This window comes from Vibrio sp. nBUS_14, from assembly GCF_051201655.1.
GTDB lineage: Bacteria > Pseudomonadota > Gammaproteobacteria > Enterobacterales > Vibrionaceae > Vibrio.
On record NZ_CP179206.1, the window covers coordinates 2,917,972 to 2,942,233 of the forward strand.

At 44.7% G+C, this 24,262-nt stretch carries 21 protein-coding genes; 7 read left to right on the plus strand and 14 right to left on the minus strand.

Features of this window, described 5'->3' with window-relative positions; all coding sequences use genetic code 11:
• The first annotated feature begins 5 nt into the window (after positions 1–5).
• From ACMAZD_RS13730 to xni, 4 genes are all read left to right on the plus strand, one after another.
• Positions 6–2,264: a tetratricopeptide repeat protein gene (locus tag ACMAZD_RS13730; RefSeq protein ID WP_435247638.1), complete on the plus strand. Its 2,259-nt coding sequence runs from the start codon at positions 6–8 to the stop codon at positions 2,262–2,264.
• 118 nt (positions 2,265–2,382) lie between these two features.
• Entirely contained in the window at positions 2,383–3,948 is a 1,566-nt protein-coding gene (locus ACMAZD_RS13735; RefSeq protein WP_435247639.1) for a diguanylate cyclase domain-containing protein, read from the plus strand.
• A 350-nt stretch (positions 3,949–4,298) separates the two neighbouring features.
• Positions 4,299–5,663, plus strand: coding sequence for a nucleotide 5'-monophosphate nucleosidase PpnN (gene ppnN / locus ACMAZD_RS13740; RefSeq protein ID WP_435247640.1), 1,365 nt, complete (start codon positions 4,299–4,301; stop codon positions 5,661–5,663).
• A gap of 88 nt (positions 5,664–5,751) precedes the next feature.
• Positions 5,752–6,525 (plus strand): flap endonuclease Xni, encoded by a 774-nt coding sequence (gene xni, locus ACMAZD_RS13745; protein ID WP_435247641.1) that lies wholly within the window; start codon positions 5,752–5,754, stop codon positions 6,523–6,525.
• 199 nt (positions 6,526–6,724) lie between these two features.
• Here xni and ACMAZD_RS13750 read toward each other — a convergent pair whose 3' ends face one another.
• The 8 genes from ACMAZD_RS13750 to pomA all read right to left on the minus strand — a co-directional run bounded on the left by ACMAZD_RS13750 (position 6,725) and on the right by pomA (position 16,315).
• Entirely contained in the window at positions 6,725–8,755 is a 2,031-nt protein-coding gene (locus ACMAZD_RS13750; RefSeq protein ID WP_435247642.1) for a TonB-dependent receptor plug domain-containing protein, read from the minus strand.
• A gap of 384 nt (positions 8,756–9,139) precedes the next feature.
• Positions 9,140–10,231, minus strand: coding sequence for a 23S rRNA (cytidine(2498)-2'-O)-methyltransferase RlmM (gene rlmM, locus ACMAZD_RS13755; RefSeq protein ID WP_435247643.1), 1,092 nt, complete (start codon positions 10,229–10,231; stop codon positions 9,140–9,142).
• Positions 10,228–10,626, minus strand: a complete 399-nt coding sequence (locus ACMAZD_RS13760) for a DUF423 domain-containing protein (RefSeq protein WP_065103071.1) — start codon at positions 10,624–10,626, stop codon at positions 10,228–10,230. Before ACMAZD_RS13760 ends, rlmM begins: the two co-directional genes overlap by 4 nt.
• A complete protein-coding gene (locus tag ACMAZD_RS13765; protein ID WP_435247644.1) occupies positions 10,616–11,239 on the minus strand; it encodes an alpha/beta family hydrolase in 624 nt (207 codons plus the stop codon). Before ACMAZD_RS13765 ends, ACMAZD_RS13760 begins: the two co-directional genes overlap by 11 nt.
• Positions 11,232–12,140, minus strand: a complete 909-nt coding sequence (locus tag ACMAZD_RS13770) for a transcriptional regulator GcvA (protein WP_435247645.1) — start codon at positions 12,138–12,140, stop codon at positions 11,232–11,234. The genes ACMAZD_RS13765 and ACMAZD_RS13770 overlap by 8 nt, the downstream gene beginning before the upstream one ends.
• A 671-nt stretch (positions 12,141–12,811) precedes the next feature.
• Complete coding sequence (thiI, locus tag ACMAZD_RS13775) at positions 12,812–14,260, minus strand: tRNA uracil 4-sulfurtransferase ThiI (protein WP_435247646.1); 1,449 nt, start codon at positions 14,258–14,260, stop codon at positions 12,812–12,814.
• A gap of 327 nt (positions 14,261–14,587) precedes the next feature.
• Positions 14,588–15,535, minus strand: a complete 948-nt coding sequence (locus ACMAZD_RS13780) for a flagellar motor protein MotB (protein WP_435249381.1) — start codon at positions 15,533–15,535, stop codon at positions 14,588–14,590.
• A gap of 15 nt (positions 15,536–15,550) precedes the next feature.
• On the minus strand, positions 15,551–16,315 hold the full coding sequence (gene pomA, locus ACMAZD_RS13785) for a flagellar motor protein PomA (RefSeq protein WP_102437315.1): 765 nt from the start codon (positions 16,313–16,315) through the stop codon (positions 15,551–15,553).
• A 297-nt stretch (positions 16,316–16,612) separates the two neighbouring features.
• Between pomA and xseB the strand changes: the two genes are divergently transcribed.
• Genes xseB through dxs form a run of 3 tightly spaced genes read left to right on the plus strand, consistent with a single transcriptional unit; the run spans position 16,613 to position 19,665 of the window.
• Positions 16,613–16,855, plus strand: a complete 243-nt coding sequence (gene xseB / locus ACMAZD_RS13790; RefSeq protein WP_435247647.1) for an exodeoxyribonuclease VII small subunit — start codon at positions 16,613–16,615, stop codon at positions 16,853–16,855.
• Positions 16,856–16,875: 20 nt separating this feature from the next.
• Positions 16,876–17,760, plus strand: coding sequence for a (2E,6E)-farnesyl diphosphate synthase (gene ispA / locus ACMAZD_RS13795; RefSeq protein ID WP_435247648.1), 885 nt, complete (start codon positions 16,876–16,878; stop codon positions 17,758–17,760).
• A gap of 21 nt (positions 17,761–17,781) precedes the next feature.
• Positions 17,782–19,665: a 1-deoxy-D-xylulose-5-phosphate synthase gene (dxs, locus tag ACMAZD_RS13800; protein ID WP_435247649.1), complete on the plus strand. Its 1,884-nt coding sequence runs from the start codon at positions 17,782–17,784 to the stop codon at positions 19,663–19,665.
• Between the two features lie 136 nt (positions 19,666–19,801).
• On the opposite strand, the gene ACMAZD_RS13805 is transcribed toward dxs, so the two are convergent.
• From ACMAZD_RS13805 to ribBA, 6 genes are all read right to left on the minus strand, one after another.
• Entirely contained in the window at positions 19,802–20,161 is a 360-nt protein-coding gene (locus ACMAZD_RS13805) for a putative quinol monooxygenase (RefSeq protein ID WP_102437309.1), read from the minus strand.
• Positions 20,162–20,211: 50 nt separating this feature from the next.
• Positions 20,212–20,718: a phosphatidylglycerophosphatase A gene (gene pgpA / locus ACMAZD_RS13810; RefSeq protein WP_435247650.1), complete on the minus strand. Its 507-nt coding sequence runs from the start codon at positions 20,716–20,718 to the stop codon at positions 20,212–20,214.
• Complete coding sequence (gene thiL, locus ACMAZD_RS13815; protein ID WP_435247651.1) at positions 20,718–21,692, minus strand: thiamine-phosphate kinase; 975 nt, start codon at positions 21,690–21,692, stop codon at positions 20,718–20,720. Before thiL ends, pgpA begins: the two co-directional genes overlap by 1 nt.
• A 115-nt stretch (positions 21,693–21,807) precedes the next feature.
• Positions 21,808–22,275: a transcription antitermination factor NusB gene (gene nusB / locus ACMAZD_RS13820; RefSeq protein WP_004734399.1), complete on the minus strand. Its 468-nt coding sequence runs from the start codon at positions 22,273–22,275 to the stop codon at positions 21,808–21,810.
• Positions 22,275–22,745, minus strand: coding sequence for a 6,7-dimethyl-8-ribityllumazine synthase (gene ribH / locus ACMAZD_RS13825; RefSeq protein WP_004734398.1), 471 nt, complete (start codon positions 22,743–22,745; stop codon positions 22,275–22,277). The genes nusB and ribH overlap by 1 nt, the downstream gene beginning before the upstream one ends.
• Before the next feature lie 326 nt (positions 22,746–23,071).
• Complete coding sequence (gene ribBA, locus ACMAZD_RS13830) at positions 23,072–24,181, minus strand: bifunctional 3,4-dihydroxy-2-butanone-4-phosphate synthase/GTP cyclohydrolase II (RefSeq protein WP_017060784.1); 1,110 nt, start codon at positions 24,179–24,181, stop codon at positions 23,072–23,074.
• Positions 24,182–24,262 lie beyond the last annotated feature (81 nt).

The following is a 24,262-nucleotide window of genomic DNA, read 5'->3' on the forward strand; positions in this document are numbered from 1 at the left end:
TTGAAATGCGTTGGTTATACGTTGTTAGTCTATTTATTTTAAGCTTCAGTACATCGGTCAATGCGTCGGTCTACTCGTCGGCGTTACTCAATGAGGCTAACAACCTTGTAGAGATTGAGCCGAGCCAAGCAAAACAAATGGCCAACAGTTACCTAACGCTGCGTGTCCTTTCTGATCAACGCGAGAAAAGCCCATCAGCGATTTCTCGCGAAGAGACTGACTCTTCCATTCGGACGCCGAACAGCAGTATCGATGCCTACAAAATCTTAGCGAAGGCTGAGTACAACCTTGGCCATACTCACACTGCGATTCAGCACATCGAAGAAGCCTCAGCGCTTGCGAAGACTTATAAACTTGAATACCTGAAGCTTGATCTGCAAATACTGAAAGTTAGATTGCTTTGGCTCAGTGATAAAAAGTCGACAAAAGCAAAAACTGAACTCGCCAGTATTGAAGCGAGCCTAGAATCCGTCAACAAAACGCTGCGTCTTACGGAAGGCATCACCTATCGATTGATCATGTTGAAGGCGGAGATCGCCTCTTATGAAAACAAAATCGACGAAGCCGAAAAGTACTACCAAGAAGCAAAAACGTTCCTAGATCAGCGCTACACTGAAAAAGTCACCATCGATTACCATATCTCTGTTGGTGAATTTTACCTGACCCACAAAGAATATAACCACGCGCTCTCTGAATTGTTATACGGCTACTGGAAATCAGTAGAAGGCAACCTGAGCTCGCGCTTGGCTAAAGTAAACCGCCTGCTTGCACAACTTTTCTTCGAGCGACAAGTCCTAGATAAAGCACTGGAACACCTTTCTCAAGCCGCTGATTTTTATGATAACTTCGAAAATTCCCCCATCTTAGCGCAAGTGCTTAAGAAAATGGGTGATGTGTACTTCTTCCAAGGCAAATATAACCTTGCCCTCGTGCATTTCTTCAACGTCCTTGATCATGAGAGTACTGACCGAGATATCCATCAAGTTATTGATATTCGACTCAGTTTATCGGCAACCTATCTGCGTCTTTATAACTACCCATTGGCAGAGCAATACCTAACACGCGCCCTTGAACTGCTTGAATATACAGATATTCCGAAGCTAGAAGGTCGTGCCGCATTGCTCTCAGCAGGGCTCGCTTATCACCTTCAGCAGAGTGAAGATGTAATCAAACATGCCACTCGCGCACTGGAGATCTCGCGTCAGGTTGAGAACATGCGCCTTTCGCAGCGTTCGTACTACTTACTCTCTTTGGGTTATGAGCAGGCAGGAAAACCGCAACAGGCTTTAGACAACCTTAAGCAATACAATAACTTGATCTCTCTAGAACAACAAAAGCTGAACCGCGTTGGTGAAGATGCTTTCCGCCAACAGAAAGAGTTCGCTGAGCAAACTCTGCATTATGCTGGACAAGCCCAAGAGCTAGAAAAGTACAAACTGGAACATCGTAAGTTCCAGAAAATATCGTTCGCCCTATTCCTGTTCAGCATCATCTTGTTCTTCTTTGTGCTGCGCCGTGGTTACCTCATTCAAACCTTGGCCAAAGAAGTCGACTCACTGCAAACAGACTTGTTTACACACTCACGCTCTAAGCTGTCTAATCTCAGAATGCTGAATGCGAAACTGTCCAACTCACTAGAACAAACCAGCCAGACCTTCGAACAGTGGCAACTTGGCGAACTGATTCATGAACCATTGAATGACCGTCTGCGCTTCGTGATGATTGACTTACCTTTCCTACGTAATATGTATACGCAGAACGGTTATAAAGCGGGTCTAGAGTTAGAAGACGCTTTCGGTGAATTCCTAAAATCAAAGCTTGAAGGCCCAGCTCGTGTCTATCATTTCTCAGACGCGAACCTGCTTTACATCGAACCTAACTCAGACCGAGATTCGTCACCCGAGGCGATGTTTAAAAAGATTCAATCTTGGATTACCAACTTTGAACCGAAGCGCAATATCAACCGAACAATTCGTATGGGCATCGCTGACTACCCATTCTTACCTAGAGCTTACACCGCGATTAACGACCAAGAGTTGTTAGATGTATTGTTAATGTCGACGAACCTAGCGCGTGAAATCAGTCTTAAAGAGCGAAGCAGTCAATGGGTGTATCTCAAAGCCATTGATAATGCGCCCGCAGCAAGCCTTGCAACAGGTAATATAAGAGAAGCTTGTAAACATGCGATTAATCAAGGGTTAATAAAAATACAATCGTCCTACCAGAATGAGGACAACATCAAAAAAATGCTAAAAGATGACTGATTTTCGAGCGGTTGAGACCTGCAACTCGTGACCTTATTTTCAGTTTTGTTATTATCGATACAATGGAATTTCATCTAAATGATCGTGATCGGTCTACTCGGCGCTAATTAATACATCTATGGGCATTCTCGAACCAGACATTCACGCGCAACTCCACCAGCTGAAAGCTCAGTTGGAACAAGTTCGTTTGACACAGAGAGACACCTCGTTCAAGTTTATTAGAGAGCAGAAAGTTCTAAAACGTATTGTCACATCATTAAGTGACGCGTGTGTTGGAAGTAACGAACACTTAGATGAAAACCTTGTTGCCCTGCGGGAAGAGCTAGAAAAGCAAAAAGACATCAGCTCAATGATCCCAAAGTTGGCAGTCTTAGAAAGGATGCTCAAGCAGAAAACGTTGGCTATGGATAAACAGAACGGATATCTGGACGATAGCATTAAGCACAGTGGTGAAACGCTACAACGCATAACTGGTCTTCCAGCGCAGTTGAAACGCGACCTACGAAACTTACTTAGCTTCTCAGAATGCAATGGCAGTCAGAAAGTTGACCACGCCATAAAGCTTCTCAGTATTTATGAGCGTGCCATAAAGATTATGGCGAACAACTCTCGCACTCATTTTGGCGATACGGCTCAATCTCCTGAGCAAGAATTACTTTCGGACCTTTCCACAGAATTACAGCACTTGATCACTGAACTCGACTTCGAGGGTGAATCAGGTGACTTACTTATCGATATTCGAGCAAAGCTACTACTAGGTGTTTCAACAAAAAATCTACTTGAGTTGTCACTTCAGATTCTCAAACTGGTGATTGAAGGCACTAATTTAGAGCGTAAGAAATCCGAACAGTTTATCGACCAGCTCAATGCTTCACTCTCTTCCAGTATCAAGACTGCAGACCAAAATACCGATCAAAGCCAAAGCTATTTTGAACACCGCCAAGGCCTTAACTCAGAGTTAAGCGACCTTGTCGTCAAAAGCCAAAGCTCGGTTGATAAAGCCACTGATATTACCGTCTTGAAACAGTCGATCAATCCGCTACTTAGCGAGATAGCTTCGCTGTCAGAGCGACTCAATCATGCAGAGCAGAAAGAACAAGCTTTGATCGAACGAATGAGTTACGGAAAAACTCAATTAGACTCTCTCTACGAAGTGACCCAAGACTACAGAAAGCGTCTTGAGGATCAGGCTCAGCGTATGCTGCTTGACCCACTTACTAAGGTCTATAATCGCACCGCTTTTACCGATCGCTTGGAGCTTGAATACCGTCGTTGGATTCGCGCGCAACACTCGCTACGAGTCGTGCTATTAGACATCGATAATTTTAAAGCCATTAACGATAGCTTTGGTTATACCGCGGGTGATAAAGCCCTTAAAATCATCGCAAGAACCATCACCAAAGAAGTCGGTATTACTGATACTGTGGCTCGTTTTTCTGGTGAAGAGTTCGTCTTGTTACTTCCAGAACAAACGGATGAATATTGCCATCAGATGATTCAGAACATTCAGGCTCAAGTTAGCCGCTTACCTTTTAAATTCCGCGACCAACAGATCACCATAACTCTTTGTGCGGCAAGCACTCAGTTTAAAGAATCTGATACGCCGGAAGAAGTTCTAGAGCGATTAAATAAGACGCTGAATAAAGCAAAACAACGTGGTACCAACCAACTCATTTGGCACTAAGCCAGCCCAGCATTTAATTTATTATATTTTTTCAAATACTTATCACATACCAATTCCCTCATGTTTGCTAAGCTAATGATTAACATTCGCTTAACAAGCATTTTTGACAAGCAGTGCGTATATAAGCTTTTAAGTCCCTGTATATGAACTTAAGAAAACGTGTATACGTACTTAAGCATCTGTATATTGGCTTTTAAGCCATTCTAACTAAGTCACTAAGCAACGCTGTCGTAACCGTTTCGTCTGGTTAACTCTCTCACCTTTAACCAAACACTTTCAACGTTCGCTTCTCACTCTCGAGCCAGAGGGTCACTTTAACGTCCCCCTGCTCTTTTCAACAAGGAGGCACTATGATCACTCATATCAGCCCTGCCGGTAGCATGGATTTACTCTCTCAACTTGAAGTTGAGCGTCTTAAGAAAACCGCGTCTAGTGATCTGTACCAACTGTATCGTAACTGTACGTTAGCGGTACTCAACTCTGGTAGCCACACTGACAACTCCAAAGAGTTGCTCGACAAGTATCAATCGTTTGATGTAGAGGTCGTGCGCCGTGAGCGTGGTATAAAGCTCGAACTGAGCAACCCGCCAGAGCATGCCTTTGTCGATGGTGAAATCATCAAGGGTATTCAAGAACACCTATTTTCAGTGCTGCGTGACATTGTTTACGTCAACATGCATTTAGCCGATAACCAAAGGCTGAACCTGACCAATGCTACTCACATCACCAACCTCGTGTTTGGTATATTGAGAAACGCTGGAGCACTCACACCTGGCATTGAGCCGAACCTGGTCGTATGTTGGGGTGGCCATTCAATTAACGCCAGCGAATACCAATACACTCGCGAAGTGGGTCATGAATTAGGCCTACGTGAACTGAACATCTGTACCGGTTGTGGACCGGGTGCAATGGAAGGCCCGATGAAAGGCGCAGCTATTGGTCACGCTAAACAGCGTTATACAGACCATCGTTACTTGGGGCTAACTGAACCATCAATCATTGCCGCTGAGCCACCCAACCCAATCGTCAACGAACTGGTGATCATGCCAGATATCGAGAAGCGTCTTGAAGCATTCGTTCGTATGGCACATGGCATCATTATTTTCCCGGGTGGTCCCGGCACTGCCGAAGAGCTGCTGTATATATTAGGGATCATGATGCACCCGAATAATGTCGACCAACCCATGCCGATTGTTTTAACTGGCTCAAAAGAGAGTGAGGTGTACTTCCGTTCGATTGATAAGTTCATCGGCGAAACCTTGGGTGAAGAAGCACAAAAACATTACGAGATCGTCATTGATGACCCAGCGCGCGCTGCGAAAATCATGAAGCAAGCAATGCCAGATGTGCGCTCTCACCGTAAAGAGACTGGCGATGCTTATAGCTACAACTGGTCGCTGCATATTGAGCCTGAGTTCCAATTGCCATTCGACCCTACCCATGAGTCTATGGCAGCACTCGATCTGCATATGGATCAGAAAACAGAAAGCCTTGCCGCGAATTTACGTAAAGCGTTCTCAGGTATTGTGGCGGGTAACGTCAAAGCTGAAGGCATTCTTGAAATCGAGAAACATGGTCCATTCCTGATTGATGGCGACAAAGAGCTGATGACCAAAATGGATCGACTATTGAATGACTTTGTTGAACAGCATCGAATGAAACTGCCGGGCGGTACGGATTACGTTCCTTGCTATAAGATCGCACCGAGTAACTGATCGACCTAGTAACGTTTCAACTCACCAAGTGATAAGTTACTATAAGGGGCTAGCAGCCCCTTTTTTATCGCCTATTTAGTGGAAACTTATGTCTATCCATCTTGTTATTATCGATGCCTTAAACCTCATCCGACGCGTGCACTCTGTTCAGCCGGATCCAACCGATATTGCAAGAACCATCACCACAACAGCGCGCACGCTCAACCGAATCCTAAACGAATCACAACCCACGCACATCATCGCGGTATTTGATCATCACCTACAAGATCGAGGCTGGCGAGCTGAGGTACTGCCTGCCTATAAGCAAAACCGCAAGCCAATGCCAGAGCCTTTAATGAAAGGGCTCGATGCGATTCAACAAGCATGGTGGGAACTCGGTATTGATTCATTGCTTTCAGACGGCGATGAGGCAGACGATCTAGTAGCCACACTCGCGAAGAAAGTGGCTGACCACGGTGAAAAGGTCACGATCATTTCTACTGATAAAGGCTACTGCCAACTACTATCACCAACGCTACAGATCCGTGATTACTTCCAACATCGTTGGTTAGATAAGCCTTTCATTGAAGCGGAATTTGGCGTTAAACCTGAACAACTTGCTGATTACTGGGGATTAACTGGCGTAAGCTCAAGCCAAGTTCCGGGCATTCCAGGAGTTGGACCAAAAGCGGCAAAGGAGATCCTAACCACGTACCCAGATATTGAAGCGGCATTCTTAGCTGAAGACCTACCGCAAAAGTATCGTAAGAAGTTCGATGAGCATATCGATTCGGCTCGCGTATGTAAGCTCGTTTCTGCACTCAAAACAGACATCGATTTGGGTTTTAATCTGCAAGATATCCGCTACGAAGCGGTGTCTTAATTCGACGTTACTATCTTAATCGCTAAAAAGCTAACCGTTAGAAATAGATCGATTATAAATCAAACTGTTAGAAACGCAGTCATTCGAAAGTAGAAAAGCCTTAGTCTGAACTAAGGCTTTTTTGGTTTCAGTTAAGGCGAAACATGTCGCTTATACTGGTTAACTTCTATTTCTAAAATGACTTGCAGTAAAGAGTGGATTAGAAGCTATAAGCGATTGAGGCTTTGAAATTACGACCTGCTTCGTAGCTGGTGTACTTATCTGAACCCCAAGAGATACCAAAGCCAGTGTGCTCTGCGTATTTCTTATCGAATAAGTTATCAACACCAAGGTTCATCTCTAGATCCTTAGCAAATGTTGGCGTGTAAGCAGCCCAAATATTGTGTGTGCCGAAGCCTGCACGTTTGATCTGTTCACCATCTTCGTTCGTGTAATCATTACCAGGAACAAAGCGAGAATCCCAACCAAACACAAACTCACTGTTTAGGCTGTAGTTAAAACCTGCCTTGAAGTTATGAATACCGGTTTTATTCATGTGGCTTGTCTTGCCATTTTTCAGGCTCTTTTGCTCGCCATCTGAGTATGAATGGTTAGCGTAAACACTTAACGCATCTAGCTGGTAGCTTAATACCGTTTCAACACCCCAAACTTCAACATCATACTGGTTAGCTAATGTTGAGTTGTTCTTGGTTGGGTGCATTTGATTATCAAGGTTGTAGGTATAAGCCGTGAAACCTAGAATAGCGTAATCCGCCGCAAGTAAGCTTGTCAGTTCGTAATCAAAGCCCGCTTCGTAGTTGTTACCGGTCATCGCCTTCGTATCTGACTGATCAACATCAGGTGCAGCTTTCATCGTTAGCGTTTCTGGCAGTGATGCACCTTTAAACAGACGACCATAACCAACGCAAAGTTTTAGGTTATCCGTGGTTTGGTATTCACCCTTGAACTTTGGAGACAACTGGTCAAAATCACCAGAGTAAACGCCGCCTAGCTTATGAACGTCGTAACGCAGACCCGTGGTTAAGCGGAAATCGCTGAACTCATACATATCTTGCACGTAAAGGCCGTACGCAGTAACCGTGCCACCATCCATACCGTACTTCTTGGTTTCGCCTTGCTTTGAACCACTTTGATAAACGCCATCTCCAGCATCAATCCATTGCTCAGCTTTGTAACCATCAAGGCCGTAAGTAAGCTCATGCTCGCCAACCCAAGAAATGTTACGAATGTCCCCACCGATGGTTGTCACGTTGTATTCACGATCAGGAATAGCAATTGTACCGTCTTTAATCCAATCGCCGTTCGCGTCTTTGTCCCAAGCAGTGTCAACAAGCGCTTCACGATCCATGTACTGACGGTTATAGTAGACGTTAGTTTTCAGATGAACCAAATCACTGCCTGCATCGTATTCGTGCTGAAGAGTCACAGTATCGCGGTTTAGTGAGTGGTAGTTGTGCTCGTCGTCAGCATACAGTGCACCGGCCTTCTCACCAGAAAGCTGACGCTTACCACCATCGCTGTATCGGTTGAACGTCAGTTTAAATTCGTTGGCGTCATTGGGGATGAAAACAACCTTAGCTAAGCCTGACTTCAGCTCACCCTGCTTTGAGGTTACCGCTTTCTGATCGGGAATATGCAGGTCACCATCTTCTGAGTAATTAGCAATACCCATGAACTGCAGTTTGTCGTTCACTTTTGCGTATACAGCTACGTTGGTTGCGAAGCGCTCATAAGCCGTTTGGTAACTTGTTTTTACTCGAGCGCCAATGCTTTCACCTGGCTTAAGAAGGTCGCTCGGATCTTTCGTCTCGTAGCTAAACGAACCGTTGATCGCACCTGATCCAGATAGTGCAGAGTTACCACCGAGTTCAATTTCAGCGCGTTTAAGCATTGCAGGGTCTATCGCTTGGTCGCCTGAGTGGTGGAATAGCTGACCTTCTTGACGAGCACCATTAATGGTCACTACGGAAAATTTATCTTCCATACCACGTACAAATACTTTTCGAGAGTAGCGTGCGTTTCCGTCTACCGTTACGCTAGGCATGGTGTTCAGAACGTCTTTGATGTCCGATGCTTGTTTCTTTTCAAGGATATCTGAATTGATTTCTGTCTGAACAAGTTGATCAAGAGCGGAACCGATAACGACAACGGTTTCTGTTTCGTCTGCAGCAAGGGCAGTAAATGAAGTCAAGGCAACCGCAACGGCCACTGATAATGCTTTAAGTTTCATATTGTGTTTTTATAGTTTATAGAATCAAGGGAGGAGACGTGAATATTACACACTTTGAATGATAATTCTTATCATTTACATTCTTTACTTACATTCACTTACTTTTAATAAAATCACTTTTAGCTAAGATGTTCTGGTTGTAAAACTTACTTAGTTTTGCCGCTGAATTATTAATTAAATCCTTCTTCGTCTCACCCCTGAATTAGGTAGCCGTAAGTCTCGATCTCTTACGGCTTTTTTAACTGACGATCGTAGAGGTTAAACCAAAAATCAGCGACGATAACCAAACGATAGATACAAAAAATGCCCCATAAAAGAGCATTTTATTGGCCACTGATCAACCGATTAATGACTGATATCAGTCACTCTTCACTGCGCTAACAATTAGTACGGTGAGATATTCGAAAGCGACTGAATATGAACCGTGATCTCTTCGCGATCATGATATAGGTGCTTCGCCTGCATTTTGAATTTAACTTTGTTATCGATAAGGAACTGTTTTAGGTTCTCGATATCTTGCAGCACTTCATCGTAGCGACCTTTCATTGGCAGCTTAAGGTTGAACAAGGCTTCTTTCGCCCAGCCTTTGATTATCCACTCACCCATTAAGTGAGCAACACGAGCAGGCTTCTCAACCATGTCACAGATAATCCACGTCACGTTCTTACGGTCAGGTTCGAACTTAAAGCCGTCCACCATGTGGTGCTTAATTTGACCCGTTTCCATTAGGCTACCTGCCATCATGCCGTTATCGACACAGTGAACAAACATAGAACGCTTAACTAATTGGTAAGTCCAACCACCTGGACAGGCACCTAAATCTACACCCCACATACCCGGAGCCAAACGCTCGTCCCACTCATCACGAGGGATGAATACGTGGAATGCTTCTTCTAGCTTCAATGTAGAACGGCTTGGCGCATCTGATGGGAATTTCAAACGAGGAATACCCATGAAGAACTGTGAGTTGTTAGTTGGGTAAGAGTAACCAACAAAGCAGTGACCCGGTGCGATAAAGCATAAATGAAGCACTGGCTTCTTAGTGTTATCTTTCGCAGTCATCAGGCCTTTACCACGCATTGCTTGACGCATCGGCACGGTAAACTTACGACAGAACTTCAAAAGCTCTTTCGCTTCATTGGTATCTGGCGTTTCAATACGGATATCACCACAACGTGGGAAACCTTCTTTCTCAGAAAGCGCCTCAAGAATAGGAGAGATACGATCTTCTGATGGAAGATCTTTGATTTCAACAGCAACCGCTAACATTTGACGAGCAAAAATCAGTGATTGGAAATCAACTTCTTTGATCAGCTTATCGGCTTCGCCAGCTTGATAACATTCAAACAATACAAAGCCTGTATTGCTCTTTAAGCGAGGAAAACCAAACACTTCCAGTTGTGTTGCCTTGTCTTGAATTTCGCCAGCACATTCTTTTTCAAAACCAGAGCGACAATAAAGTAGTACGTGTTTCACTGAGTTACCTCTTTTATATTCAAAGCAGCGAAGGAGAAGACTCCCCAACCAATGATAAATAGTAGACCACCAAACGGTGTTATAGGGCCAAACCATTTTATTCCTGTCAGTGCTAGCCCATAAAGGCTGCCACTAAAACAAAGGATGCCGATGATAAAGCAAATTGCCGCAATGAAAAAATATTTTTGTGATTTAGCGCCAAGTTTCATCTGCAGCAGAGCACCACACGCCAATATCGCGAGCGTATGGATAAATTGGTATTGAACACCTGTCTCAAACACACCCAAAAGGTACTCAGGCAAGATAGCTTTCAAACCGTGCGCGGCAAATGCCCCAAGCATTACGGCAATCGCACCAGAAATGCCCGCGATAGTGAGTAAATACTTACTTCTCATTGAGCACCTCTTTGATAAACGCAGATAGCTTCTCGACGGCTAAGGCTATGTTCTGTTGCTCTGTATAACCAGAGCTCTTGCGTGGCTTAAAACTGTGATCGCCATCGGGAATAAACTCAACACGAATTGAATCCGACAAATCGAAATCAGCGAACTCTTCACGCTTACCAAAGGTATCGCGTTCGCCTTGTAGAATAAGACACGGCTTTGCTAACTCAGCAAGATGCTCACCTTTGTATTTCTCTGGTTTGCCTGGAGGATGAAAGGGAAAACCCAAACACGCCATCGCAGCCACCTTATCCAGTTCAGATAAGTGACTCGCCATACGTCCTCCCATCGACTTTCCGCCAATAACAAGCTTGTCGGCATCAACCTGATCGATAATCTCTTGGTAAGCTTCAAGCAGCTTAGGGGCTCTGTCAGGTGGACGACGCTTGCCATCTTCAGCTCGCTTAATCATGTAAGGGAAATTGAAACGAATAACTCGTATTCCTTTAAGCGCCAACCCTTTTGCAACCCACTGCATGAACTCATGCTCCATGCCGGCACCTGCGCCGTGCGCGAAGGCAAAAGTTACTGGATTGTCTTCACCATCAATAATTAGGTTACTCATCGAGTAAGTCCTCTTGTTCGCTTTGTGCTTTCGCTAGCATCCAATCACGGAAGGTCGCAATACGTCCCATGTCGGCCTGTTTCTCATGACACACCACATAGAAGGCATTCTTACTAACCAACACTTCATCAAATGGAGCCAACAAGCGACCGGCCTCGATTTCAGGCTGCGCCAACACGTTGTTCCCCAGAGCAATACCCTGCCCATGGGCAGCGGCTTGCAATACCATGGTCGAGTGGCTAAAGATAGGACCGTGGTTAACGTTAACGCCATCGATGCCATTTTGCTTGGCAAACTGTTTCCAATCTTTTCGAGAGGTATCGTGCAATAACGTATGAGACGCTAAATCACTTAGAGATTCTAATGATTTCGTTCCGAGCAACACCGACGGTGAGCACAGAGGAATCAAGTATTCTTGGTAAAGCTTATCGGCTCTAAGCCCCGACCAATTGCCTCGCCCATAGTAAATCGCCACGTCTACGTCATCAGTCAGGGAACTTTCATCCATATCCACGGCTTTGATTCGCACATCGATATCCGGCTCTTGCTGATTAAAGTCAGCCAGTCTTGGTACTAACCATTGAATAGCAAAACTTGGCGGTAAACTGATGGTCAATGCGCCCTTCTCGCTTCGCTCAAGCACCTTGTCTGTCGCCTCAGCCAAAGAAGTGAAGATATCTTTAATATCTAAGAAATAGCTTTGTCCCTCTTCAGTCAACAGCAAAGAGCGGTTTCTTCGGCGAAAAAGCTTTAAGGACAAGAATTCTTCAAGTGCTTTGATCTGGTGGCTAACCGCAGCTTGAGTCACAAATAACTCTTCTGCGGCACGCGTAAAACTCAAGTGTCGAGCCGCGGCTTCAAACACTCTTAAGGAGTTTAATGGGGGTAATCGACGAGACATAATTACTCTCTAAATAGGCATTAGTTTTTTTTATCTGAAACATTATAATTTGTCCATTGCCTAGCGGCCAGAGAAATTCTATATTTCATCCCGCAGCAGCTAGCCTGAACGGCTTGATTCTCTCCAGAATCAATTGGTTTAGCTCCTGCGATGTTGTGTTTGCAAACTCGTACTTTTCGAGTTGGGTAGAGTTCTACCAAATGTTTTGTTGCAGTTCATTACTGAAACGAGGCATATTCTTCCTGTATTTATTTTGACCTGTCTGTCAAATTGGTTTACACCGCCTTTAAGGCGGTGTTTTTTTATGCCCAAGGTAAATAACAATAAGTTTATCAATAGCTGTGCTAATTAATCTTTATTATTTTCTTTGCTAATCACAGAATCAGACACCCACTCAAATAATCAACTGAACACATACAAATAGAACCATTGAGTTGCACTGAAAAGTAACAGAGTGCTTCAAAATACTCACACTTCTTCAGTCAAGTACAAACCCGTTTAGAACTCACTATTTCTATCAATCAAAAATTTCAGATCTGAGCACGACGATAGCACGCCAAAAATCACGCCTCTGTCTGACTACTGTAAGTCATTCACAATAGAAAATAAAAAAGCCGCTTACTTTTCAGTAAGCGGCTTTGCTAAATTATTAACGGTTAGTCGACACACCACTATGGGCGGTAAACCTTAACGTTGTGGAAGCCTTGTTCTTGCAAGTAAAGCGCTTGCAGACGGCTCATGACACCACGGTCACAGTACAACAAGTACTCTTTCGATTGGTCTAGGTCACCAAACTGAGTAGAAAGCTTGAAGAACGGAATGTGTTTAATTTCAACACCATCGATCTCTAGTGGGCTTTCGTCTTCTTCGTCCGGGCTACGGATATCTAGAACAACAGCGTGCTCAGCAATAGCTTGAACTTGCTCCACTTCTGGTGCTTGTTCTTGGCTCTCTTTCTCGATATCACGAATATCCATAATACGAGCGTTCTCGATCACTTGATTCAGCACTTCGAAGTTAAACTTAGCTTCTTCCGATTCTAGTTTGCCTTTCTTCGCTTTCACTGTTGGCTTCTTAGAGATAACGCCACAGTACTCAGGCATTACTTTAGCGAAGTCTTCAGTACCAACCTTACGAGACAGGTTGATGATGTCTTCTTTATCCCAGTTGATAAGAGGGCGAAGGATCAAAGTGTCCGTCACGTTGTCGATATGACGCAAGTTAGTTAGCGTTTGGCTAGAAACCTGACCAAGAGCTTCACCCGTTACTAGTGCTTCGATACCGAGACGCTCTGCAACCATACCACCAGCACGCATGAACATACGCTTAAGAACAACGCCCATTTGGCCGTCTTCAACGTTCTCAAGGATCTCTGCGACTACAGGTTCAAAATCGATAGAGATAAACTTCACCTTTGCAGATGAACCGTATTTGTTCCATAGGTAATGAGAAACTTGCTTAACGCCAATCTCGTGAGCTGGACCACCAAGATTGAAGAAACAGTAATGAACCTTAGAACCACGTTTGATATGCAGGTAGCTCGAAACGCCAGAATCGAAACCGCCAGAGATCAAACTCAGTAGATCTTCTTGAGTACCTAGAGGGAATCCGCCTAGGCCTTTATGACGTTCAATCACTTGGTTTAACTTGTCGTTCTCGACTTCAACCTTAACGGTAATATCTGGTTTTTTCAGTTTTACTTTTGCTGAGTCAACCGCCTGGTTTAAACCACCACCTACGTAGCGCTCTAGCTCGATAGAGGTAAAGTCATGTTTACCACGACGCTTAGCTCGCACAGAGAAAGTCTTACCTTCAATAAGACCACGGCTACGCTCAAGAACTTGCTCGTAGATATCGTGCAGGTCTTTAAATTCTGATTGCTGAACCTCAAGGGAGTGATGAATACCCGGAGTTTGCGTCAATACTTCGAGTGTCTCTCTAAAATATTTATCGCTCTCAGACGTCACTTCGATGTAGTCACGACGGTTGAAGACAGCCACAGACTCAGTACGACGCTGAAGAATAGTACGAATATTACGCTCTAGAATCTTTGTGAAGCGCTTACGCACCGATTCACTTTTTACAAAAATTTCCGGGTGGGGCTTAACAATAAATTTCATAGTACTTTCACGCCAATAAGGTTCACAATTTTAGTAGGTTCATCACCACGTAAAAGGTCATTTCACATGGTTATTGAAGCAATAATAGATCAATATTAAATCTAAGGGCGCGAATTATACATGAGAAAGTTAAACAAGGAAAAGAGTGCGTGCTTTGGCACCATCAATAAACTCACCTTAGCAGCATGCTACCGTCTCGATTTCATCCAAGCTCATATCTTCCATTTCTTCTCTTCTCAGCTTGGTACAAACACCTTTGGGTATCAAACAAAGAAAAAGCCCAACCTATTAAAGATTGGGCTTTGGGATACATATTCTTGATAAAGGCTATTCAGCGATTGCTGGGACTTCTTCGCTATAGAGCGGTTTACCTTGCATGATACTGATCTCTACGCGGCGATTGAGGCTACGTTGCCATTCCGTATCATTAGATTCGACAGGCTCAGTATCAGCCATACCACGTACTATCAAACGCTGATGAGAGAAACCGCGCACCTTTTCCATTTCTTGAGCAACAGACACCGCACGTTGCGATGATAAGTCCCAATTAGAACGGTAAAGTTCAGAATCGAGTCGCTGGTTATCGGTGTGTCCTGAGATTCGAACAATACCGGGCACATCTTTAACAAGCTCAGCAACCTGTCGAACCAATGGTCTGAACTTAGGTTGTAAGAAAGCAGAACCCGATGGGAATGCACCCTTCTCGCGAATTCGAATCACAATCTGCTGGCCAAGGTTTTCAACTTCAATCGCACCTTGGTCGATCTCTCGCTCCAATGCCTTCTTGATGCTTTCCATCAAGGTTTCCATCTCTTGCGATTGAGCCTCAGATTGCTGCTGTTGTTGGTCTGACTCAGAATTTTGATTGTCGTGAGTCGACACCTCTGGAGACTTACCTCCGGTCATTTTTCCTTGGTCACGCATCGTGCCGCCAGCGCGCTCAGATTCACCTTCATGAAACTCTAGTGTTTGCTGAGTAATATCAATGGTCTGCTGCATAATCACGTCAATCGGTGTCGGCTCAGGGCGACCTGGACGAAACTCCTGCGCAATGATGCTGGTCCCTTTCGGAATGTCTTTAACTTCCAAGCGGTTCTGAACACCAAATGCAAACTTCATCGACCCGGCAATCTGCTTGAACTTCAGTACGTCCATCTCAGAAAATGAGAGTAACAGTACGAAGAAACACATCAGCAGTGACATTAAGTCAGCAAATGTTCCCATCCATTGAGGTAAACCGGGAGGAGGACATTTACATGGATTTTCTTCATCCACCTTCATTCTTCCCCCTTAATCAGTTTCACCATCGAGAGTACGCTTACCTTCGTTCAGGTAACTCTTCAGGTAACCGTCAATTACTCGTGGGTTTTGGCCATCTTGAATGGCTAACACACCATCCATTACCAAGCGACGGTTGAGCGTCTCTTGGTCACGACGTAATGCAAGCTTGTCTGCGATTGGGAAGAACACCATATTCGAAAGAATCGCACCATACAGAGTCGTTAAAAGTGCTACCGCCATCGCAGGACCGATCGCTTTAGGATCATCCATGTTCGAAAGCATCGCAACCAGACCAACCAAGGTACCGATCATCCCCATCGCAGGGGCAACATCACCAAATGCAGAAAATACTTTCGCACCCTGCTCGTGACGTTCTGTGGTTAACGCAATGTCTTTTTGCAATGCCGCACGCACCACATCACCATCATGGCCATCGACCAATAGATCGATACCCTTTTGCATGAAACTGTTACTGATTTCCATCTCTTCGAGTGCTAAGAAACCACCTTTACGTGCTGCATCAGCCATCTCTACAACTTTAGCGATAAGATCTTCAGGCTCGTCAGCTTTAAACATAAATGCTTTGCCAGCGATTTTGGTTGCGCCAAAGAATTGCCCCATGGTGAACTTCATCAGAACAACAAACGTTGAACCACCAACCACGATCAAAATGGATGTGGTGTCATAGAACATCCCGAGGCTTCCACCTAGGATCATTGCCATGATTACAAAGGCAAATCCACCAATCAAACCTATTAGGGTTGCTAAATCCACTGAGCACTCCTCATGCTTTTTTGTAGTTCTACGTCGACGATAATCTTCTTATCGGCCAGACTATAAGATCTTTGAGTAAATTCTTGGCCTAAGTATCACACTTTTAGTTTTTTGATCACAACTATTATCCGCTTTGCTCTTATCAGCCAGTCATAAACTCGATAAAGGTAGGGTTATTAGATAAAAGTAGCTTGAAGCCTCTTAAAAACGAACTTTCTGGCAAAATTTATTGGTTACATTTGACCATATCAACGGCCTAAGGTAACGTTCGTTCATCTTTACAAACGCAGATTTATTATGGCTACTAAGAAACCTGAAAATATGAGCTTTGAAGCGGCTATCGAAGAGCTTGATGGCTTGGTTGATCAACTCGAAAATGGTGATCTAGCTTTAGATGATGCGCTGAAAAAATTCGAACGAGGCATCTCCCTCGCTCGTGCTGGTCAAAGTAAACTAAACGACGCTGAACAGCGTGTTAGTATCCTAATGCAAAATGATGAAAATGCAGAACTGAGTGACTTTAACCCACAACCTGAATAACGAATTGTATGAGACCCCCTATGATCGAGACGTTATTGTCTTATCAAGCACGTAATAACGAGCAACTGAACCTTTGGCTTGGTCGCCTGCCGCACCAAAACCAAAACCTAATCAACGCGATGCGTTATGGGTTACTTTTAGGCGGCAAACGCGCACGTCCATTTCTTGTCTACATTACAGGGGAAATGCTCGGTTGCACCGCTGAAGAACTCGACACTCCAGCTTCAGCAATCGAATGTATTCATGCCTATTCTCTGATTCACGACGACCTTCCAGCAATGGATGACGACGAACTGCGTCGTGGCCATCAGACTTGTCACATCAAATACGATGAAGCAACGGCAATTTTAACTGGCGATGCACTACAAACTCTCGCGTTTACTATACTTGCGGAAGGCACATTAAGTGCTGACGGGGAAAGCAATCGCGTTCGAATGATTCAACGCCTAGCAGAAGCCTCTGGTGCACAAGGTATGTGTATTGGACAAGCGCTTGATATTGAAGCTGAAAACCGCTCTGTCACGCTAGAAGAGTTAGAAGAAGTTCACCGTAATAAGACTGGTGCTATAATGAAGAGTGCGATTCGTTTAGGTGCTCTGGCTGCTGGCGAAAAAGCGTTTGAAGTGATGCCTCAATTAGACAAGTACGCCGATGCAATCGGGTTAGCCTTCCAAGTTCAAGATGATATTTTAGATATCATTAGCGATACCGAAACTTTGGGCAAACCACAGGGCTCTGACCAAGATTTGAACAAAAGTACCTACCCTTCTTTGTTAGGTTTAGAGGGCGCTCAAGAAAAAGCGCAAACTCTGCTACAGGAAGCGCTTCAAGCTTTGGCTGCAATCCCATACAATACCCAGTTACTCGAAGAGTTCGCCCGATACGTCATCGAGCGCAAGAACTAAGACAATAAGCGCGCATTACCTATGACTCTTGATATATCAAAGTACCCAACTCTTGCTTTGGCTGATAAGCCAGAGGATTTGCGTCTACTTCCAAAAGAGACGCTTAAACAGCTTTGTGATGAATTACGCACCTATCTTCTTAACTCAGTGAGCCAGTCAAGTGGTCACTTAGCGTCAGGCTTAGGTACGGTAGAGCTAACAGTGGCTTTACACTATGTGTACAACACACCTTTTGACCAGTTGGTTTGGGATGTTGGCCACCAAGCATACCCACATAAGATTCTTACTGGCCGCCGTGACCGCTTATCGACTATCCGTCAAAAAGATGGACTGCACCCATTTCCATGGCGTAAAGAGAGCGAGTACGACACGCTTTCTGTTGGTCACTCTTCAACATCGATCAGTGCCGGACTTGGTATGGCGATCAGTGCGAAGAAAGAAGGCAAGAATCGTAAAGTCGTCAGTGTGATTGGTGATGGTGCGATTACCGCAGGTATGGCCTTCGAAGCGATGAACCACGCGGGTGATATTCACAATGACATGCTGGTTATCCTGAACGATAACGAGATGTCTATCTCTGAAAATGTAGGTGCGCTAAACAACCACTTAGCTCAAGTTCTTTCTGGCAGTCTTTACACGTCAATTCGTGAGGGCGGCAAGAAAGTACTTTCAGGCGTTCCGCCGATTAAAGAGCTGGTTCGTCGTACAGAAGAACATCTAAAAGGCATGGTTGTCCCTGGCACCATGTTTGAAGAGTTAGGCTTTAATTACATTGGTCCAATTGATGGTCACGATGTGAATGAGCTAATCAAGACGCTGAAGAATATGAGAGACCTTAAAGGCCCTCAGTTCCTGCATATCATGACTAAGAAAGGCAAAGGCTACGAGCCAGCTGAAAAAGATCCTATTGGCTACCACGGTGTACCTAAATTCGATCCTGCACATTCAAGTCTGCCTAAGAGCACTAGCTCTAAACCAACTTTCTCTAAGATTTTTGGCGACTTCCTGTGTGATATGGCCGCGCAAGATCCTAAGCTAATGGCGATCACGCCAGCAATGCGTGAAGGTTCTGGCATGGTACGTTTTTCTAAAGAGTACCCAGAACAGTACTTCGATGTAGCAATTGCTGAGCAACACGCTGTGACACTAGCAACTGGTATGGCGATTGCGGGTGATAAGCCGATTGTGGCTATCTACTCGACTTTCCTACAACGTGGCTACGATCAACTGATCCACGATGTTGCCATCATGGATCTACCGGTTATGTTCGCGATTGACCGTGCGGGTCTTGTCGGTGCAGATGGTCAAACACACCAAGGTGCATTCGACTTAAGCTTTATGCGCTGCATTCCAAACATGGTGATCATGGCACCAAGCGACGAAAACGAATGTCGTCAAATGCTATACACTGGCCACCAGCACACAGGTCCAAGTGCCGTTCGTTACCCTCGCGGTAATGGCATGGGTACAGAGATTCAAAGTGAATTTACTGCGCTTGAGATTGGTAAAGGTCGTATCGTTCGCGAAAGCGAAAAAGCAAAAGATGGCTCGAAAGTCGCTATTCTGAGCTTTGGTACTTTCCTTGAAAGTGCACTTCAAATGGCTGACGCTATCGATGCGACAGTGGCTGATATGCGTTTTGTGAAACCCCTCGATGAAGCGCTGATCAAACAACTTGCTGCTGAGCACGATGTACTTGTGACAATCGAAGAAAACGCAATTGCAGGTGGTGCTGGCGCGGGTGTGATTGAATTCTTGATGCAAGAAAAGCTACTGATGCCAGTATTGAATCTTGGTCTACCAGACAGGTTTATTGCTCAAGGTACTCAAGGCGAGCTGCATGAAGAGCTTGGCTTAGATGCGAAAGGTATTGAGAAGTCTATCTCTGACTACCTTGCTAAATAGCTTTCACCAGCAAACAGCATAAGCTACAAAACAAAAAAGGTTGGCTCTAAGGTCAACCTTTTTAGTATCTGCTTACTCGTTAGCTAAACCTTATTCGCTCAACTAACTTTCGCTTATCCAACCTTATAGCCCAAGCTTAGCAACAAGGCTTAAGTACTGGTGCGTCATAGTTCTCTGGTTCATCAGAGTAGATAGCAACATTGAAGTTCTCAACCAAGCCAGTCTCTTCAACACACTGCTCTTGGAAGAACTGTTGAATCTCACGACGTTGGCAGTGCGCTTCAAACGCTTCGTTGTCCGCCCAGATCTCATTGAAAGCAATCGGGAAGCTCTGGCCTTCAGCAAACGGGCTCTGGATGTGACGAGTCACTGTGTATTGAATACAACCATCTTCACGCAGAGTGTTTGGCTCTAGTGATTTTAAAACCTCAAACAGTTCGTTCAGTTTGCCTTCTTTTGGCTGAAATTGAGCGATACAGTAAACCTTTTTAGACATTGTAATTCCTTGTTTTTCTCTATTATTGTTCGTTCTCTGGGTATTGATTCTTAAACGAGCCAGCCTGAAAAATATGCCACGGCATACAGCGAAATCGCCGCCATAATACCCGCCACAATATCATCAATCATGATACCTAAACCGCCGTGAACTCGCTTGTCTAACCAACCAATTGGCCATGGCTTTACCATATCGAAAAAACGAAATAGAACAAAGCCAGCGAATAGCCATTTCCAGTCATTAACAGGAATACCCAACAACGGCACTAGGCCCATGGTGATCCAAAAGCCTGCAAACTCATCCCATACAATAGAGCCGTGATCGTGCACGCCCATGTCATCAGAGGTCACTTGGCATATTTTAATACCAATAATGCAGCTCACAACCACAAGAATGGCATAAATAGGAAAAGGTAACTGAACCAGAAATAAATAAAATGGGATTGACGCAAGCGTGCCCATGGTGCCGGGAATAATAGGCGATAAGCCACTGCCAAACCCTGTTGCCAATAAATGCCAAGGATTTTTAAGAGAGATTGCAGAAAGTGGATTTGTCATCAATTAACCTTAAAGTGATCGTAACCAGTTAAGTTCCAGCTTAGTGGCTCACCATTATTGTGTAGTTCGAAATATTCTACAGGTCTTATCTGGCCAATGCAGGTGACTTTTGTTCCAGTGTGTGACAAAGCACTTTCCAGGGAACCTTTATTTTCTTCCGGCACGGTAAAGCAGAGTTCGTACTCTTCACCACTGGTGAGCGCATACTGCTGCGCAGAAGCGATATCGGAAGAGAATTGACGTAATTCAGCAGAGATTGGCAATGCACTCACATCAATGCTTGCGCCGACCTGAGAGCACTTAAGGATGTGTTTCAAATCAGCAATAACACCATCAGAGATATCAATGGCAGACGAAGCAAGGTTCACTAATGCCTGACCAGCCAAAACTCGTGGAGTGCTCAGATAGTGTCTCTCTTCAAGCTCTAACGCATAAGGCTTAGCTTTGTTCTGTTCAGGGTCTAATATCACCTTTAGGCCTGCTTTACTGTCGCCTAAGTTACCCGTTACGTAAATCCAGTCACCCACTTTCGCGCCATCTCTACGCAGTGCTCGGCCTTCTGGCACAAAGCCCTGCACAGTAAGCGTTAAACTCAGCGGTCCTTTGGTCGTGTCGCCACCGATTAGTTGAATACCAAAGTAGTCTGCAAGTTTGAAAAAAGAATCACAAAATGGAGCAAGCCACGCTTCATCGACTTCAGGCATGGTTAACGCAAACGAAACCCAAGCAGGCGTCGCGCCCATAGCCGCAAGATCGCTGATATTCGAAGCCAAGGCTTTGTGTGCCACCCAAGTTGGGTTTGCTTCCGCTAAGAAGTGAGTGCCCGCCACTAAGGTGTCCGTACTGATCGCAATCTGAACATTATTTGGCGCTTTGACCAAAGCACAGTCATCGCCCGCTGCCAGATGTACGTCTTTACGTTGTGGTTGTCGATTTACAAAATATTTTTCAATCAGGTTAAATTCGCCAGACATCACATGCCCTATCTTTAGTCTTCATACAAATCACCATAATTATTGATATTACAGAAATTTAGTTACAAAAAAGGCCAGCATGAAAGCTGACCTTTAGATTCATTATACGAACGTCTTATTTCTTACGAACGTGCGGTGCAGCTTTATCAAGCACACCGTTAACAAACTTATGGCTGTCTTCTGCTGCGAATACTTTCGCAAGCTCGATAGCTTCGTTGATAACCACTTTGTATGGTACATCTTCACGACGAGTCATCTCGTACATAGCTAAACGTAGAAGCGCTAGTTCCATCAAATCCAGATCTTGCATAGGGCGAGATACGAATGGACGAAGCTTGCTATCAAGTTCCATGTGGCTAAGAGCAACACCAGTTAGTAGGTCGCGGAAGTATGCAACGTCTGTTTCTGGCATAGCTAGAGCAGGTTCTGCGGCATGATGCTCTTCTTCATCATACTTACCACCAGATAAGAACTGTTCTTCAACGGTAGCAATATTTTCTTTAGTAATTTGCCAAGAATAAATTGCTTGTAGAGCAAATTGACGTGCGTTACGACGTGCGGCTGGTTTCACACTGGCCCCCATTAGGAATCGATTTCAGAAAGAACGTTGATCATCTCAAGTGCGCTAAGTGCTGCTTCTGCACCCTTATTACCAGCCTTGGTTCCTGCGCGTTCAATAGCTTGATCGATCGTATCAACAGTAAGAACACCAAACGCTACTGGAAGAGAAAATTCCAGAGACACTTGTGCCAAACCTTTATTACATTCACTACAAACATAGTCAAAGTGAGGTGTACCGCCACGGATTACTGTACCAAGAGATACAATCGCATCGAACTTACCCGTTTTTGCAACGCGCTGCGCTACAAGTGGAAGTTCTACTGCACCAGGGCAACGAACAACAGTGATGTTGTCTTCGCTTACTTGTCCATGACGCTTTAAAGTATCGATTGCACCAGAAAGTAAACTTTCGTTAATAAAACTGTTGAAACGAGCAATAACGATAGCAATTTTTGCATTTGGCGCTGGGAAGCCACCCTCGATCACTTTCATAAGCCTTCCTTTAACTATTTTCATCAAGTGAGAATCGCCGGATTCTAGCACAAAACTGTGAGCAATATCTAATGCTAATTTAGAAGAAAGGACACCGGATATGTAACGATGTAACGATGTAACGATGTAACGATGTAACGATGTAACGATGTAACGATGTAACGCAATGCTGCTCCCAACCGTATGGAACAACAAGTCGCTAAACTCATGTGTTTAACTCGCTGTAAATCTGGCTTAGCGACTTTGCTCTTTTGGTCTGGTTGGTTACCAAAAGAGCTATCGGTACCATCACTGATTTGTGTTGCTACAAACTCATATGCAAGTGACTACTCGCAAACGTATTCAACAACGTTAAGACCAAAGCCGCCCAATGCATGGTAACGCTTGGTGCTTGAAGAGAGCAAACGCATATCGTGAACGCCTAGGTCTTGTAGAATCTGAGAACCCACACCAACACGACGAGAAGTACCTTGCTTCTTAGCCATGGTAGGTTGCTCATTCTTATCTTGCGCTTCGAACGTCTTCACTTTGTGGATCAAAGAATCAGACGACTCTTCGTTACCCAGAATAACCAACACACCGCCTTCGTCGCCAATGCGCTTCATCGCTTTATCTAGCGACCAGCTACGCTCAGTACCGCGGTCGGAGTGAAGCAGATCGGTAAACGTATCATGCAGGTGAACACGCACTAAAGGAGCACCTTCAGACAAGTCGCCTTTTTGCATCGCATAGTGGATCTGGTTATCAATCGTGTCACGGTAAGTCACAAGCTCAAAGTCACCAAACTCTGTTGGTAAATGGCATTGTGCTACACGTTCAATCGTCGTTTCTGTATTGTTGCGGTATTCAATCAAGTCAGCAATGGTGCCTAATTTGATATCGTGTTTTTCAGCGAAGACTTCAAGATCAGGGCGACGTGCCATGGTGCCGTCGTCATTTAGGATCTCAACGATAACCGATGCTGGCTCACAGCCCGCTAAACGAGCTAAATCACAACCTGCTTCGGTGTGTCCAGCGCGAGTCAGAACACCGCCATCTTGCGCTGTCAGAGGAAAAATATGACCAGGTTGAACAAGGTCAGCCGCTTTTGCGTCTTTTGCCACAGCCGCTTGAACAGTAACGGCGCGGTCTGATGCAGAGATACCCGTTGTTACGCCCTCAGCAGCTTCGATTGAAACCGTAAAGTTCGTCGTGTATTGAGCGTTGTTGTCTTGAACCATAGGCGCTAGGCCCATACGATTTGAGCGCTCTTTGGTCAACGTTAGACAGATTAAGCCACGGCCATACATCGCCATAAAGTTAATCGCTTCTGGCGTGACATGTTCTGCCGCCATGATCAGATCACCTTCATTCTCACGATCTTCATCATCCATCAGGATAACCATTTTTCCTAGGCGAATGTCTTCAATAATTTCTTGAGGAGTACTAATTGGCATTGTTCTATATCCTTTGAAATGGTTCTGCTTCCTAGAACCGACACTATTTAAACCTGATGATATTGCTTCGCTTTACAAAGT